Genomic DNA, 13,173 nt, shown 5'->3' on the forward strand with positions numbered 1-13,173 from the left:
ATTCATTCACAAGGTGATTTCATGAAGAATCCACTACTTAAATATCCTCTCTTTTATATTTTTAGCGGAGTGGTTTTGGTTATTTTAGTTTATTCTATTGTTGATTTTATAAACTACTATAAATTCACAAAGGATATGGAATCATACGTTGCCCAAAACATAGCTCCTAAGATTAAAAATTTAAAAGGTTATAGCCTATCAGGCGCAAAAGCACAGCATTTAAACCTTTCCCTAGGCGATGATTTTGATCGATTGAGTTTGCAAGAAAAATATCTTTTTTTAAAGCCGATCATGGCTGATTATGACGATAAAAGAGGTAATATGATTTACGACTATAAATTAAACGGCGACAAGACAACGATGGATGAAATCATTCTACCCGATATCATCATTACAACAAACAAAGGAAAATACGAATATAGCAGCACAGACTCTCTTACAGATCCTAGTGGTGATTTGCACTTGTCAACCGAGTTAGATGGGACCGACGAAAAAATTAGACAAGAACTTGATTACAAAGAAAAAAATATTGCGTCGTTGCCACCTTACGATGGAATGTTTGAATCTGACATAAGCAGAAGTAGTTGGGGTCCACCTACTTCCATAGAGTACTCTCAAAATTATGAGGCCATGAGACCTGACCGAAGAAGCAAGTGGTACAAATGGATTACGAAGGATAGTTATGGACGAATCATTGAAATTAAATCGCTGATTGTTTCAGAAGGTTTTGTCCTTGGCGAACCTAGCGTGAGTAAGTATTATCAATAATATAGAGGAATTAAAAAAGCAGCTGGCCCTCGTATTAACGGCTAACTGCTTTTTATTTTAAAAACATCGAGCTACTTTTGGCATCCTCAATGATTTTGTCAATTCGTTGTAATGATTCTTCCTTGATGCGTTCCAATTTTTGTTCCATTTTCTTCGTGAATTCTTGAGCTGTCATTGTTTGTTTTCGGGGGTAAAAGCGAATTTTAGTCATTCGAACCTCCCCTTCCATCCATAATAAAACAAATTATAACTTTTATTTCCATTATAATTTGTAGCACTAAAGTCTGTCTATTGTTATTGATTTTATGCATTTTGGCAAGTTATGTTATTAAGAAGAGATAATATGAAAATCACAGGGAGGAACAATGAAGAATATATCCACCGTTAGATTATCTAGTTTACTAGGAACAAACCGAAGTGATTTATTACATTATTTATCTGAACTTAAGTGGATAAGAAAAAGCAACACAACTGGATGGCGCTTAACTGCCAGGGGAAGAAAAAAAGGTGGAAAAGAGAAAAAGAATCTGGACAATAGCTTTCGTATCTATTTTCCTGAAATAATCGTCAGTGATGAACGTTTGGTATCTCATATTATAGCTGAGGAAGGTAGATATATAAATGTCCATGAAATTCTGGAAATCTTAGGCGAATCATCGGATGATTACCGCAAAAAGTTCCCTACAAAATATCGAACACGAGATGGGCATTATGTTCGTTCTAAAGCGGAGGCTATGATAGATAATTGGTTATATGAACATTATGTCATTCATGCGTATGAAAGGAGGGTACCGATTGCCGAAAACGTTTTCTCCGATTTCTATTTGCCCGAAGGAGACGTCTATATTGAGTATTGGGGCTATGAGAACGACAGCAAATACCTTTCAAATAAGAAAAGAAAACTAAAAGCCTATAGTGATAACGAACTTGAGCTTATCGAGTTAGTTGATGCTGATATCGAAAATCTCGATGATGTACTACCTAAACGTTTGCTAGAGTATGGTATCAGGGTGAATTAATATTGAAAAGAGGAGCGTAGTATTTTTATATACTGCACTCCTCTCTTTTATTCTGATGTTTCTAAAAGTCAGTTGATGTTGCTTTTAACACCTGCATGATATATTTTTGCTCTGATAACACTTCGCAACTCGCTGAACTGTTTCCAAGTTTCTTCTTTTTTTGTTTGCATAAAGGGCAATTTCCGTCGTGTTTATCTTCTGGTAATGGGATAAATGTTGACTTACCATTTTGCTTAATTTTAACTCCATCCTCGCCTTCATTTTTAACAATCCTGAGGTGTTTTATATTATGAGGAGGAGTCATAACCTGTTGCTCCTGATTGATAAATGCAGACATTTGGAAGGGAACTCCGTCAAAGAGAAAATCTACGGTGAGTGGCCATGTTGTTCCTTTAGAATTATCTGTATTGAGGATTTGAAGTTTACTGATGAAATCTTCATCTCTTTCTATTTCTTCCAGATTGAAAAATTGAGAAGGTGCTGCTCCTAAAATAGTATGAAATTGTTTAGAAAACGACTCGAAATCCATCTTTTTAAGCAAATCTTCTATATCCATAAGAACCAAGTGGTTATATCGGGAGAAAAACCATCCAACTTTTGTAATTTTCGGAAGTGAAGGTCCAAAAACAGGTCTTCCCTCTTCTCTTCCTATCAACGTAGGTTCTTGTGCAAGTAAGTAATAACCGATAATCTGGTGCATATGTTTTGATAGAAATCCAACGTCTTTTGTTGTTTTCACATCAATTAAGGCACCGTCGATAATCAGATCTGCATCCGCTCCATTCATTTTCTCTGCCATCATACCAAACTGCGGATTTAAAACGATCTCTTCTTTATTTTTGGCAATAAAAAGGTGGGCTACTTTTTTTGTTTGCGCTGTAATCTGTAATAAATCTTCTATATTTGCCTCTGTTGAAGGGAAATGTTCCTCTGGATTGGATGAACGATATGCGTTTTCCATCCCAGTAAGGAAAAGACATGTGCTCATTAAATCGTATTCGGAAACATTCTCCCCTAATATATATTGATTTCGAAGCTCCCAGGCTTCATTTGCATGTTTTGTAAGTTCCTCTGCATCTTCCCAATAACGTAATTCATTAATCCCTCTTTTTACAATATCAGAAAGCTCAATTTCCAAATGAACACGGTTAATCCGTTGAATAAAAGCGCGAATCCAAAAATCATAGGCTGTCCCAACGCATTGAGCGTTATGTCCTTCTCTTCCAGCCAAGGAAGGCGCAACCACTTGCACTTTTGTACCGAACGTGGGGTTACTCCCTCCCCACCTACGACATAAAAACTATCTTTCATGTTAGGCAGCTGCTTAAATAATCCCTCCACATCTTTTCTGGTTAAAAATCTTTTTAATGACATATCATCACTCCTCTTTTATCTATCATTTTGTCCAATATGTGCTGAAAAAAAACACTTTCTAAGATAACTGAGAATATCAAAATGTCTACAGAAAAAAGACCCCTTACATGTGAAGTAAAAGGTCTTTCTATTCTTTTTGTATATTAGCGAACTTTACAGGGAGTTTGAACCGTATATAACTTCATCGAGTTTATCTCTGATTAATTCTATTTTTGCAGGATCGCTTGCCACATCGCAAATTGCATGTTCATATCCCATTTTATATCGATCTTCCTTACAAAAAGGACAACGGCCATCATAATTATCCTGTTGAACCCGAAGCATTTTCTCTGTTTCACCAACTTCAAGAATTTTAAATCCTTCAAGATTTTCATTTCCAAAAATCTCATGATGGGTAACAAAAAGAGGAGCGATCATTTCCAACTCAGGGTTTATATGCATATTCAGCTGGAAAGGAATCCAATCGTATAAGAAATCTGCTTTTATAAACAACATGCCCTCTTCCTCTACTGTATAAGAATTAACAATCAGTATCTTATTTTTGAATATAATCTCTTCTTGATCAGATGCATAGCAGCATTTCTTATATTTTTTACCGCTACCACACGTACATGGCTCATTTCGGTTCATCGAGAGCTCTCCTTCTTTCGCTTCGGCGTTCCTATTATGTTTAAAACGAAAGAGGAAAATCCTTTGCAAAAAGGTAATCATTTGTTTTTTCAAAGGAAGGGGATGTTATCGAATAATTATATAAGTTTATATATTCCTTTTCTTTCTGAGATGTAGGGTAACTTGTGGTTTTCCTGTATGAAACACCAACAGTGGAAATTTCAAACGCAGCAGCTGTTTGGTTGCTTCCTGTGGCGTTTGTATGGTATCTACCACCTCCACTTCTTCAATATGACGTGTATTTTCTTGTTCCCTATAAGCAAGAACTTTTAACAGCACGTATTGGTTTGGATACATCGCTCTAACCTCTTCCCAACGCATGTGCTCTACCTCCACTTGTTTTATAACGTTACTTCCACCAATTATATAAAACGAAATATTTTTCAATAAACACTTGCTATGTAAATTAAGAAAAAGTAACATCGCGTTTCTGATGGTGAAGGGGGAGGGAGCGATGGGCAGAGACCCTGCCCTTGCCCCAACGTGAAAACGAGTAAAAAAAACATAAAAAAAAGACGTTTTCACGTCGGTTCAGCAAGGCGATTCTTTCTGACGGAGCCAGAGGTCGGTCGCTTCTTCGGTTATCACTCTATATGAGTAAGCTCTCCAGGTCTGATTTTACGAGCCACGTATTTCAACGCTTTCCCTGCATGCCTCATCTATACATAATTCTGAACTCCACGGTTACCAGTGGCAGTACTATGCATATCTCAGGACGGTTACGCATCTCTATGTGCGAACTTCTGGACGGAAAAAACCTCCCTCAAACGGAGTACGAATCGGAGACGCCAGTCTTTCCCGATCTGGTCACCACCCAGAACATCTGCAAAAATAGCAAATGGATTTTTGTTCTTGCTTTATATATGTCGCCATAACTTCGACACAAGAACGGCTCGCTATGCGATATGAACAAATCCCAATGCCGAAATAAAGTCAGCACAGGAAAAAGTCCATATCGCGTGCAGGATAAGTTTACTTTCTTTATAAAATAATATAAAATGAAAGTACTATCTTATCCAGCAGGGAACGGTAACCTTGTGCCGAAGTATGGGTTCGGTACAATCGTACAAGTGCTTCCAACACGAGTACGGCTGCTGGGTTTATTTTTTTTTGTGAATCTTTTTATGTATGTATCAAAATTTCTAAAAATCCTTTATACTAATTTAACCATAATCGATTAATGCGTACAAGCCTACTTAAATTGAAGTGGGCTTTTTTGATTTTGAAAAAGTAGAATGCGAGTATCCGCACCCTACTGATAAACAACTGGACCGTGTTTATAGCCGAGTTCTTTCAAGACAACGTAACGGCGGTAACCATCTACAAGTACCATGTTTTTATCAACAAAGATTGGTTTTTCCATTTTTCCTGTATTTAAAAGTTTCATTTTTGCTTCGTTGGTTTTATTTTCATTCGGCCGCGTGTTCAAGAACTCTTCAGTGATAACGATATCTTTCAGTTCTACGATTTCGGCGCCTTCTGGATGAACTAGCGTTGGCAAATCAGCTAGAACGGATTCTGAAATTTGTATCTGCTCTTCTACCGCAACAGCTACTTGCTCATTTATATCTATAATCGTTTTCTTGTTCTTCTTTCTTTTGTGTCCAAAGTGAACGCTTTGAGCGATGAGTCCTATGTCGCCGTTACAACCCTGTTCAATCGAAACGTTCAGAGTTGGCTCCCCAGAAACGCGAATGAACAATTCCTGCATCGGTATTCTACGAGCATTTAGGCTTTCCATCATTCTATTATGGAATGTTTGGTGTATGAAAACGGTATAAGTTATAGAACTAGAGCGCGGTACATATTTTGATGAAGTGACCTTGGACGTCTCTTCCATTTCAAACGCATAATAATTCTCGTACTTTCTTAATTCACTTTTGATATATCCTGCTAATTTCACTCTGTGCACAGTTATACGACGCCCTTTCTCTTTTCTTATAAGTATACAAGAAAGCGCCTGTTTTTCTAGGTTCATAAAAAACTAAGGTGTCCTGATTACAACTTTTCACCTTCAAAAAATAAACATCATATTTCTGGCTAAATATATAAAAAGCAAGTATACCGAATGAAAACGGAGGTGATAGATTGAAAGTTTATTTAGTTAGTATTCCTTTTGTTATGTCTGCTTTTCTGCTCTCTGCGTGTGGGGAAAACACCCCTTCTACAAACGTTCAAGAGCCCGTTCCAGTCGCTTCTGCACCTGTTGAGGTAAAAACACCACCACCATTAGTTCAAACACAACCTACCCCTACTCCAGCTCCACAGCCTGTTCCTCAACCCACTCCTCAACCAGAACCTACTTCGGCCGAAGCATTCATTCAAAATCTGGTACCGAATGCTCCACCGTTTACCGTTAGTGCCGCAAAACTAAATGAAATCGACGCTCGCTATAAAAAACTCCAGGATAAATATGCAGAGATGAAAGCTAAAAAGGATAACGGTGCTTTCAGCGAAGCAGAAGACCTCGCCTGGGGTCAATTCTCCGCTGATTTTAACCGAGCAGGGAACGCTTTAACTTATACGTTCCCTACCGATACTACAGAAGGTCATGTCCTCGATATACTGAATTCTAAAATCTTCTTTATGTGGACTTCAATGGATGCAGTTCTATTAGATAAACCGATTCCGACTGAAATAAGTGAGCTGGATAAAGAATATCGAGACACATTACAAGCATTAAAAACAATAGCAAAATAACCCTTTATGTTGCTAGAGCCGCCGTAAAATGGTGGCTTTTTGATTATGTATTAATTAAGTTACACAGCCGCCATGGCTCGTAAGAATCGCTGTGTAGGAGAAGCAAATTTGTCCGCTGCACGTTTAGTCCGCATGTGATTTTTATAAAATGTATAAAATAGACGAGCAAAACTTACGACCATTTCCCCTGCGGTATCCAATCTCACAATATGCTTTAGCGTCTTTTCCAAGGCTTCACGTATGTCTATCGTGGTTCCATAATACTTTCTTAATTCCGTGGGTTCATTGTGAATGACTTCTTGAGTCCATTCATCATCTAACTCGATTTCTTCAGCGATTTTTGAGAATCTCTCTCCAAAAATGGATATATCCTCGCGCGCATGCGCGTATATATTCTCTTCTTCCTCTTCTTCTTTTTTAAAATCTTTACTAATAAAATCTTTAATAATATGCGAACATGAAACTTGCACCCTAGGTTGCATCAAAGTAGCATCCTCGGCAACAGGCGTAGGGTTCAAAATTTGCTCATTTTGGTCATTTTCAATGGTTGAACCCGCGTCACTGTCAGGTTGCGCCGAAATAGCATCCACGGCTTCATCAACTTTAGCGATTTCAGGTTCCTGTTGAGGAAACAATTTCAAGACAGCTTCCTCGATTACTCGAAAATATCTTTTTGCAGGAAGTCCCATCATCTTCTTTTCGATTAATCCCATTTCTACTAAGGTATCAACCGCTTTTGTTTGAGCTCCCCTTTTCAGGAATGTTTCTTCTTCCATCCGATCGATAGTACAGTAGAACATATTCTTAAATAGTTTACCTACTTTTTCGTAGTATTCTTGCATAGAAATGAGCTGGGAGAGGATGATAGATTCGTTTACCCCTACTTTGCGTGCCAGATGCTTGTTGTAGATAAGATAACCGTTTACGCTTAAAAGTTTTGAGAGAGAAATAGACATGACAAAAAACCTCTTTCCGCAATTGTATTCGGACGTTTGAAAACATACTCAAATACACTTTACAAAAAGACGGTTTTTTCGTATAATGAGGTAGAACAGTTAAATAAAAAACCTCATTTCGAATATCTTTTCGCAAAGTTTTTTCGCAAAGTGTTTTCGGGATGTTTACTCGGAGAGTCAGTGCAAGGGTCGCCAAACCAAATCGCACTGGCTTTCGTCCGTTATTGGAACTTATTATTTTCTTGGTCATTATATCATATTAGACCACAATGTGGTAGATGGTATGTTCGTTAGTAAATAACTATCTTGCTTAAAAGGACTTTAAACTCACAAAAATTCTCTTTTTGCAAAGTGTATTTGAGGTTTGTATCGTACCTTTTAAAGATTCGTAACAAAAAAAGCTCGTCATTTCTCTGGCGGGCTTTTATGATACAATAGTGAATAAACAGTCTAGCTCAGAAGAGAGGTATATCCATGAGCGATTTGGATAAAAAACTTGACCTGATATTAAGTACTATAGTTGAACTCAAAGAGGAATTTACTACATATAAAAGTGAAACCAATGAGAAGTTAGAGCGAATTGAGTCTACCCTATTACGTTTAGAAGCTGAACAACCCAAAGATATAGGTGCGATGCTCAAACAAATCAATAACAAATTGGACGAACGTGATTTCGGAATGCAAGCACTTAACAAACGTGTGTTTAAGGTTGAATCAGATATTGAACGATTAACGCAACAATAAAAACCACCTTTTGGTGGTTTTTTGTCTTTCTGCCGTTAATTCTGAATACCTTTCATATTTTTTCTAAGTATAACGAGAAATACGGCTGCAGCTGCAATAATCCTACATGTTTTCGGCTGGAAGCGGCGAAATCAACCCCGATTACAGGACCGCGAACGAAAGGTAGTGGTGTTAGCTCTTTATTTTTTGGATTGATTCGGTTCACAGGTGCATGGCCAGTGATGATGTGGTAAGGAATCTCCTCGATTATACTGCTGTATGCCTCATGGTCTTTTCCAACAAGAGCTCTGGCAGTATACTCCTCTATCTGATTGTAAAACATCCGATTTTCAATCAAATCGTCCTCTGTTTGCCGAGAAAGAAAATCTTCCCAGGTGTTTCCTTCTACCCACTTTTCTAAATTAACTCCAGTGTGAGCAAAAAAATATTCTCCAATTTGCAAATGTGTTTTCATAGATTGTAGCGCTTCTTTTCGTATTAGGCGTTTTGCTCTGTCGTTACGAAGCTTGTCTACAATGTCAGCTGCACCTCTTTTTTTCATTGCCTGGTATGCTTTTTGACCGTTTGGATCGAACGCTGCGTCATATAGCATTCGTTCCCAGTTCCCTTTTAAAACATGTATGCTTGGATACTTTGCATCCAACTCAATTACTCTATCCAACATTTCGAGCGATTTTGGGCAGTACCCAACGTAATCACCCAATAAAATTAATAGGTACCCTTGTTCCACTTTCTCTTGGATAGAGGAAAATATTCTGTTGAACGTATCTAAATGCCCATGAATGTCTGACATTACTAGTAATCCTTTCACTTCATCACCCCTTTCTTTACATTACCCCTCTCCATTTTTTTCTTTCGGATTTTCAGCTGACGAGTGCGGATCTTCATTTCGCGGAAAATCTCAAACAGCCTGGATTCACTAAGTCTTTGGTTCCTGTTTGAAATGAATAGAGATTGATTGCGGTTGAAGGTATTAGTTTGCCAAAGAACAATTGCCTTTTTCTCGAGTTCAACTCGTCGACTGATATCTTTTTGATTCGGTGATTTTTCCAAACGGGCATAAATTTCCTTCAGCTCCTCTAGTTCATCCTCATAATCTTCAAGAAACAAAGGTACAACGTAGTCTCTCAAATACACAGGATCCATTCTCATATTTTCAAAACGGTAGATATGCCGCGTGATTTCAATTCTTTTATCATACCGCCTGCGGAAATTAAGATACTCTCGAATGGCATTTCCAATTGTTTCAGGTACCCGTTTTTGTGAAATCGACCCATTCGCTTTTTTTAGGGAGATATAAATGTCCCCTCCCCTCTTATGAACGTCAGTTTCTGAGAGATTTAAAATTGCTGGCAATTGATCTGGGAACAGCAGCAAAAGCTCAAAAATCAGGGCGTTTCGAAAAGCAGAACGGTACCAACCTGCTATCGTAGGCACAAAAAGACCTTCTTGAGGAGGTTCATTCGCTACTCGCTGCCTCCAATCTTCTACTTGGTTCCACAATTTTTCTCGTTCTGATTGAAGTTCTTTTTCTTTCTTCTCTTTTGTAGTATTTCTCTTAGGGCGGATAATGGGTAGTTTTTTTCTATCGACAAATAAACCAATTGCTTGGGCATAAGCCGAAATCATGCTCACGTGCTTTTGGAGCGTTTCATCTGTGAGAACTTGCCCCTTTTCTTGTTCCCCATAAGTTTTCATAAAACTGCAATAAGAAGCCAACTGCTCCGTTATGGATTCAACCGTCCATGTTGCAACAAAACTATCTGGACTAAATAAAAACCAGAAACCTAAATACCTATTCAAAATATAGTTATATTTCTTTTGAGATTTAAGAGGCACGGATCCGATAAATACATCTACCTCTTCCCTTTTTTTATCCAGCGTGGCCAGATGTTCTTCTTGTCTTCGAAATAAAGTTTTTTCATAGAGGTCCAAAATATCTTCGAAGGAGAAGATGGTTTGCCGCTGTGGAGATAAAGAAGAGAAAATAGGAAATTCAAAAGCCGCGCCGTCATACATTTTTGCAAAAGATTCAATGTTGGACATCAAAAGTAATAGAACTTCCTCTGCAGTAGGAACAAATCCGTCATTGAGGCTCATAATAGGCCCGTCCTGCGATAATTTCTTCTCTCCTGGGTTTAGTTTAAGCGATATTGAAAATGAACCAGTAGAGCTCTCGTAGACCTCTTTCATGTGCACTTCTTTCCCCACTTTTTGTACGACTCTTTCTTCTTGTATGTTTTCAATTTTCCTCATCACGAACTGATACATTTGCATCCCCCTCCTGTCCTTCCTCTTTATAACTCAATTTATGCGGAATAGATAAGAAAAGCCCACTTTTTCACAAACCGCAGGGGCTGCATTTATACGGAAATTTTTAGACGGAAAAACCTAATTAGAGGTAAAAATTGGAATGATTGTTTGCTATACTGTTTTATAGAGATTTAACCGAAACGCAGGGCGTATTTAAATATATTTAACTTTGTCATCGACAAGGGAATATTTAACTGAAACATTTGATGTAGAAAACAAGGTTTGAGAAATTAGACCTTGTTTTTTTATGTCTTGATTCTGTTTATCTAATAGTAAACATTAATTTAAAAGGATTTCCCTCCCTTTATTGCAAAAGAACATTATTAATCTTTTGGAACGAGGGATGTACAATGTCAGATGAAACGGAACCGATAACTTTTGTTCAAGGACCCGTAAATTATTTGCATGAACATGAACTAAGAGAAGAAGAAAAAGGTTTTGGCGGAGTCATTGAAATTTACTCTGCTTTAATCCAAGAAGGTAAGTATATTCCAATTAAAATGCATATCTTTGAAAAAGGGGCTCAAAAAAACAAGTTATACATACGGATCGCTAACGCACTTGATTTTATGTTTGTGGCTGTCGGTGAATTTGAAATGCGTGTCATTGAATTTATGAGGGGTTTTGAAAAGTTCGGAGAAGATGAATCAATATATGATTCCATTAAAAATGACCTCGATTATCATGATTTTATCCAAAAAGGTTTTGTAGAAACGAATAAGGAACCTTTACTTGAGTATTTTGATTACAAACTGTCCCCTAAAATTAAAGTTGTTTTAGAATAACTCATATCCGTCCGATGATTCGGGCGGTTTTTTAAGTGGTTATATAATTAAACAAAAAAAGCGCCCATATAGGTGCTTTTTAATTGCTAGGTTTAAATAATTTTGAATTTGGCTATCCTTCTAATAATATATTTTGAGAAGGAGGAGCAGTATGAGTACGCTTAAATGTAACTTCTGTCAGCGAACCATCAAAATGGACACCGTAATGAAAAATAAAAACAAAGAACGGAAATGCGCCAGCTGCGCAAAAATGTTTGAAAAAATGGTGAAGACTTGGGATAAGAAATACAGCAGCTAAAATGCAGCGTTTTGATGTTCATAAAACTGATATTCTGTATGGCCATTAATCGTAACTGGTAGCAAAGATAACTTCGGATTCTTATTGAATTTTTCCATTAGATAATTGAGCACTTCTGTAGAATAGACCTGTGATAAGGCCACGAAACATAAAAACGTGGCTTTTTTGGTTCCCAAAGCTTTTGCCAGGAGATTCGCTTTCCTCTCCATTTCATTATCGAAAAACACATCCACTTTTTCTGTTCGAGGCCCTTTTTGTCTCGATAACAGCTCATGTTCTTTAATGTGCTTGTACGCTACATTTTCAGGCACCACATAAGGCTCAATAGTATATTCCAATCCACCTTTCTTTTTCACTGTATTGACCCAATATTGGTCCCTCGTATTGAATCTTCTCTGCAATGTATAAACAAAAGATTGGTCTTCTAATGCATTACGAATCAGAAAAAAAAGTAGCTCGCTGTGACTTAAATCCGTACTGATCGTAATTCGATTTATGTTTTCAACATCTTTACGAGTAAACATTAAAGATAATTTGCTGCATCTCCTCTTCCCCAAATTGTAACCAGAAGACATTTTTAACACCCCTTTTTTCAATTTTAATCAGGTCGTGAGGTAGGTACGTCCGAAGTTCGTTGATAGAATATATGCGGCAGGGGAGAGGGACATGCCAAAAACTACTTCTTTATCGTTTATCGAAATTAAGAGGAAACCTTGAAGCTCCTCACGCCCGACAATTCATGTGAACAAAAAACATGTTCACACAAATACGTCGGACATTCAGACCTACTCTCTTCTCAATTTCCAAACAAATCATCAACCTCATTTGTTTTAAGCAATTTATCTTTTTCTGGTTTGCTCTGACTGGACATTAGTTGGGCAATCTTTTTCCCCAGTCGTTCCAATTCAGCCAGGTCACTTGTTTGCTCCATTATTTTCATCAGCCGTTTTGCTTCTCGTTCATCTCGCCAATCATCATAGGCAAGCGCGTATTCAAATTCTTCTTTCATCGACATTTCTGCAATCCCCCCATTCTTTTAATCATTGGAGGTTTTTATAAATCTATTAAGAATCCTCGTTTCACCTTAATTTAGGCTCGATGAACCAGTGTGCATTTTTTTAAAAATCTTGGTTTGCTCGGCCGCTCACTTAAAAACCTCCCCTCTAAGGAAAAGATTTAAAGAGATTTATTTCTGAAATATTGCTATTTTCAATTACTTCCAATTCTTATATTATTGTGAGTGGTGCGAATATAAAAAGCGGAGGGATTTGCCATGGTAGAGTGTCCTGAATGTAAAAAAGAGATGCAAGTAACTGAAGAAGATGCAGACTTTGCGAATTATGCTTGCCGAGATGATTTTGATTTAAATAAATGTGCCATGACAGCTATCGTTAAAGAAGACAATGGTAAATGGGTCAAAACCATATACAAAAAAGGTGAATTTTACTCTGAAGGAGAAACAGACGCTCCTTTCTAATAGGACAACCTACTCCCATGAAAAAAGACCTGCCGCTGTGCGATAGGTCTTTCATTATTTCTAAGGTTCA

At 37.5% G+C, this 13,173-nt stretch carries 17 protein-coding genes; 7 read left to right on the forward strand and 10 right to left on the reverse strand.

The features are described 5' to 3' along the window. The first annotated feature begins 21 nt into the window (after window positions 1-21). Window positions 22-768 carry a hypothetical protein gene (locus MBEAL2_RS18460; RefSeq protein ID WP_152667842.1) on the forward strand — a complete coding sequence of 249 codons (747 nt, stop codon included), beginning with the start codon at window positions 22-24 and terminating at the stop codon, window positions 766-768. Window positions 769-820: 52 nt separating this feature from the next. Here the strand turns inward: MBEAL2_RS18460 and MBEAL2_RS31895 are convergent, their stop codons facing one another. Then, the gene (locus MBEAL2_RS31895; protein ID WP_161798241.1) at window positions 821-979 is read right to left on the reverse strand and encodes a hypothetical protein; all 159 of its coding nucleotides are present in this window, start codon (window positions 977-979) and stop codon (window positions 821-823) included. A gap of 154 nt (window positions 980-1,133) precedes the next feature. Here MBEAL2_RS31895 and MBEAL2_RS18465 point away from each other — a divergent pair, with 154 nt between their 5' ends. Further along, window positions 1,134-1,787 carry a hypothetical protein gene (locus MBEAL2_RS18465; RefSeq protein WP_052947820.1) on the forward strand — a complete coding sequence of 218 codons (654 nt, stop codon included), beginning with the start codon at window positions 1,134-1,136 and terminating at the stop codon, window positions 1,785-1,787. A 61-nt stretch (window positions 1,788-1,848) separates the two neighbouring features. Here the strand turns inward: MBEAL2_RS18465 and MBEAL2_RS18470 are convergent, their stop codons facing one another. The 4 genes from MBEAL2_RS18470 to MBEAL2_RS18485 all read right to left on the reverse strand — a co-directional run bounded on the left by MBEAL2_RS18470 (window position 1,849) and on the right by MBEAL2_RS18485 (window position 5,808). Next, window positions 1,849-3,018, reverse strand: coding sequence for a hypothetical protein (locus MBEAL2_RS18470; RefSeq protein WP_152667843.1), 1,170 nt, complete (start codon window positions 3,016-3,018; stop codon window positions 1,849-1,851). A gap of 296 nt (window positions 3,019-3,314) precedes the next feature. Next, window positions 3,315-3,791, reverse strand: coding sequence for an SEC-C metal-binding domain-containing protein (locus MBEAL2_RS18475; protein ID WP_047153752.1), 477 nt, complete (start codon window positions 3,789-3,791; stop codon window positions 3,315-3,317). Between the two features lie 126 nt (window positions 3,792-3,917). Next, window positions 3,918-4,151 carry a hypothetical protein gene (locus tag MBEAL2_RS18480; protein ID WP_047153753.1) on the reverse strand — a complete coding sequence of 78 codons (234 nt, stop codon included), beginning with the start codon at window positions 4,149-4,151 and terminating at the stop codon, window positions 3,918-3,920. A gap of 931 nt (window positions 4,152-5,082) precedes the next feature. Beyond that, window positions 5,083-5,808, reverse strand: a complete 726-nt coding sequence (locus MBEAL2_RS18485; protein WP_047153754.1) for a ParB N-terminal domain-containing protein — start codon at window positions 5,806-5,808, stop codon at window positions 5,083-5,085. Between the two features lie 110 nt (window positions 5,809-5,918). Here MBEAL2_RS18485 and MBEAL2_RS18490 point away from each other — a divergent pair, with 110 nt between their 5' ends. After that, window positions 5,919-6,530 (forward strand): hypothetical protein, encoded by a 612-nt coding sequence (locus MBEAL2_RS18490; protein WP_047153755.1) that lies wholly within the window; start codon window positions 5,919-5,921, stop codon window positions 6,528-6,530. 59 nt (window positions 6,531-6,589) lie between these two features. On the opposite strand, the gene MBEAL2_RS29475 is transcribed toward MBEAL2_RS18490, so the two are convergent. After that, window positions 6,590-7,486, reverse strand: coding sequence for a hypothetical protein (locus MBEAL2_RS29475; protein ID WP_052947821.1), 897 nt, complete (start codon window positions 7,484-7,486; stop codon window positions 6,590-6,592). A gap of 474 nt (window positions 7,487-7,960) precedes the next feature. Between MBEAL2_RS29475 and MBEAL2_RS18500 the strand changes: the two genes are divergently transcribed. Then, window positions 7,961-8,230 (forward strand): hypothetical protein, encoded by a 270-nt coding sequence (locus tag MBEAL2_RS18500; protein ID WP_047153756.1) that lies wholly within the window; start codon window positions 7,961-7,963, stop codon window positions 8,228-8,230. Between the two features lie 52 nt (window positions 8,231-8,282). On the opposite strand, the gene MBEAL2_RS29480 is transcribed toward MBEAL2_RS18500, so the two are convergent. Both MBEAL2_RS29480 and MBEAL2_RS18510 read right to left on the reverse strand, forming a co-directional pair. Beyond that, window positions 8,283-9,041 carry a metallophosphoesterase gene (locus tag MBEAL2_RS29480; RefSeq protein WP_052947822.1) on the reverse strand — a complete coding sequence of 253 codons (759 nt, stop codon included), beginning with the start codon at window positions 9,039-9,041 and terminating at the stop codon, window positions 8,283-8,285. Next, window positions 9,038-10,501 (reverse strand): hypothetical protein, encoded by a 1,464-nt coding sequence (locus tag MBEAL2_RS18510; RefSeq protein WP_047153757.1) that lies wholly within the window; start codon window positions 10,499-10,501, stop codon window positions 9,038-9,040. The genes MBEAL2_RS29480 and MBEAL2_RS18510 overlap by 4 nt, the downstream gene beginning before the upstream one ends. A gap of 392 nt (window positions 10,502-10,893) precedes the next feature. Between MBEAL2_RS18510 and MBEAL2_RS18515 the strand changes: the two genes are divergently transcribed. After that, window positions 10,894-11,328, forward strand: coding sequence for a hypothetical protein (locus MBEAL2_RS18515; protein ID WP_047153758.1), 435 nt, complete (start codon window positions 10,894-10,896; stop codon window positions 11,326-11,328). 151 nt (window positions 11,329-11,479) lie between these two features. Continuing rightward, the gene (locus MBEAL2_RS31900; RefSeq protein WP_161798242.1) at window positions 11,480-11,626 is read left to right on the forward strand and encodes a hypothetical protein; all 147 of its coding nucleotides are present in this window, start codon (window positions 11,480-11,482) and stop codon (window positions 11,624-11,626) included. Here MBEAL2_RS31900 and MBEAL2_RS18520 read toward each other — a convergent pair. Next, window positions 11,623-12,201, reverse strand: a complete 579-nt coding sequence (locus MBEAL2_RS18520; protein WP_152667845.1) for a hypothetical protein — start codon at window positions 12,199-12,201, stop codon at window positions 11,623-11,625. The two genes, MBEAL2_RS31900 and MBEAL2_RS18520, sit on opposite strands and share 4 nt — an antisense overlap. Window positions 12,202-12,422: 221 nt before the next feature. Then, window positions 12,423-12,641 (reverse strand): hypothetical protein, encoded by a 219-nt coding sequence (locus MBEAL2_RS18525; RefSeq protein WP_047153760.1) that lies wholly within the window; start codon window positions 12,639-12,641, stop codon window positions 12,423-12,425. 258 nt (window positions 12,642-12,899) lie between these two features. Between MBEAL2_RS18525 and MBEAL2_RS18530 the strand changes: the two genes are divergently transcribed. After that, on the forward strand, window positions 12,900-13,103 hold the full coding sequence (locus MBEAL2_RS18530) for a hypothetical protein (protein ID WP_047153761.1): 204 nt from the start codon (window positions 12,900-12,902) through the stop codon (window positions 13,101-13,103). Window positions 13,104-13,173: the final 70 nt, after the last annotated feature.

The organism is Aneurinibacillus tyrosinisolvens (genome assembly GCF_001015055.1).
Taxonomy (GTDB): Bacteria; Bacillota; Bacilli; order Aneurinibacillales; family Aneurinibacillaceae; genus Aneurinibacillus_A; species Aneurinibacillus_A tyrosinisolvens.

What these genes read in the sequence shown, in the direction of transcription:
- MBEAL2_RS29475 (WP_052947821.1), bottom strand. Translation starts at nt 7,486, where the DNA reads ATGTCTATTTCTCTCTCAAAACTTTTAAGCGTAAACGGTTATCTTATC.
- MBEAL2_RS18465 (WP_052947820.1), top strand. Translation starts at nt 1,134, where the DNA reads ATGAAGAATATATCCACCGTTAGATTATCTAGTTTACTAGGAACAAAC.
- MBEAL2_RS18485 (WP_047153754.1), bottom strand. Translation starts at nt 5,808, where the DNA reads ATGAACCTAGAAAAACAGGCGCTTTCTTGTATACTTATAAGAAAAGAG.
- MBEAL2_RS18475 (WP_047153752.1), bottom strand. Translation starts at nt 3,791, where the DNA reads ATGAACCGAAATGAGCCATGTACGTGTGGTAGCGGTAAAAAATATAAG.
- MBEAL2_RS31895 (WP_161798241.1), bottom strand. Translation starts at nt 979, where the DNA reads ATGACTAAAATTCGCTTTTACCCCCGAAAACAAACAATGACAGCTCAA.
- MBEAL2_RS18520 (WP_152667845.1), bottom strand. Translation starts at nt 12,201, where the DNA reads ATGTCTTCTGGTTACAATTTGGGGAAGAGGAGATGCAGCAAATTATCT.
- MBEAL2_RS18515 (WP_047153758.1), top strand. Translation starts at nt 10,894, where the DNA reads ATGTCAGATGAAACGGAACCGATAACTTTTGTTCAAGGACCCGTAAAT.
- MBEAL2_RS18460 (WP_152667842.1), top strand. Translation starts at nt 22, where the DNA reads ATGAAGAATCCACTACTTAAATATCCTCTCTTTTATATTTTTAGCGGA.
- MBEAL2_RS18500 (WP_047153756.1), top strand. Translation starts at nt 7,961, where the DNA reads ATGAGCGATTTGGATAAAAAACTTGACCTGATATTAAGTACTATAGTT.
- MBEAL2_RS18510 (WP_047153757.1), bottom strand. Translation starts at nt 10,501, where the DNA reads ATGTATCAGTTCGTGATGAGGAAAATTGAAAACATACAAGAAGAAAGA.
- MBEAL2_RS18530 (WP_047153761.1), top strand. Translation starts at nt 12,900, where the DNA reads ATGGTAGAGTGTCCTGAATGTAAAAAAGAGATGCAAGTAACTGAAGAA.
- MBEAL2_RS31900 (WP_161798242.1), top strand. Translation starts at nt 11,480, where the DNA reads ATGAGTACGCTTAAATGTAACTTCTGTCAGCGAACCATCAAAATGGAC.
- MBEAL2_RS18480 (WP_047153753.1), bottom strand. Translation starts at nt 4,151, where the DNA reads ATGCGTTGGGAAGAGGTTAGAGCGATGTATCCAAACCAATACGTGCTG.
- MBEAL2_RS18525 (WP_047153760.1), bottom strand. Translation starts at nt 12,641, where the DNA reads ATGTCGATGAAAGAAGAATTTGAATACGCGCTTGCCTATGATGATTGG.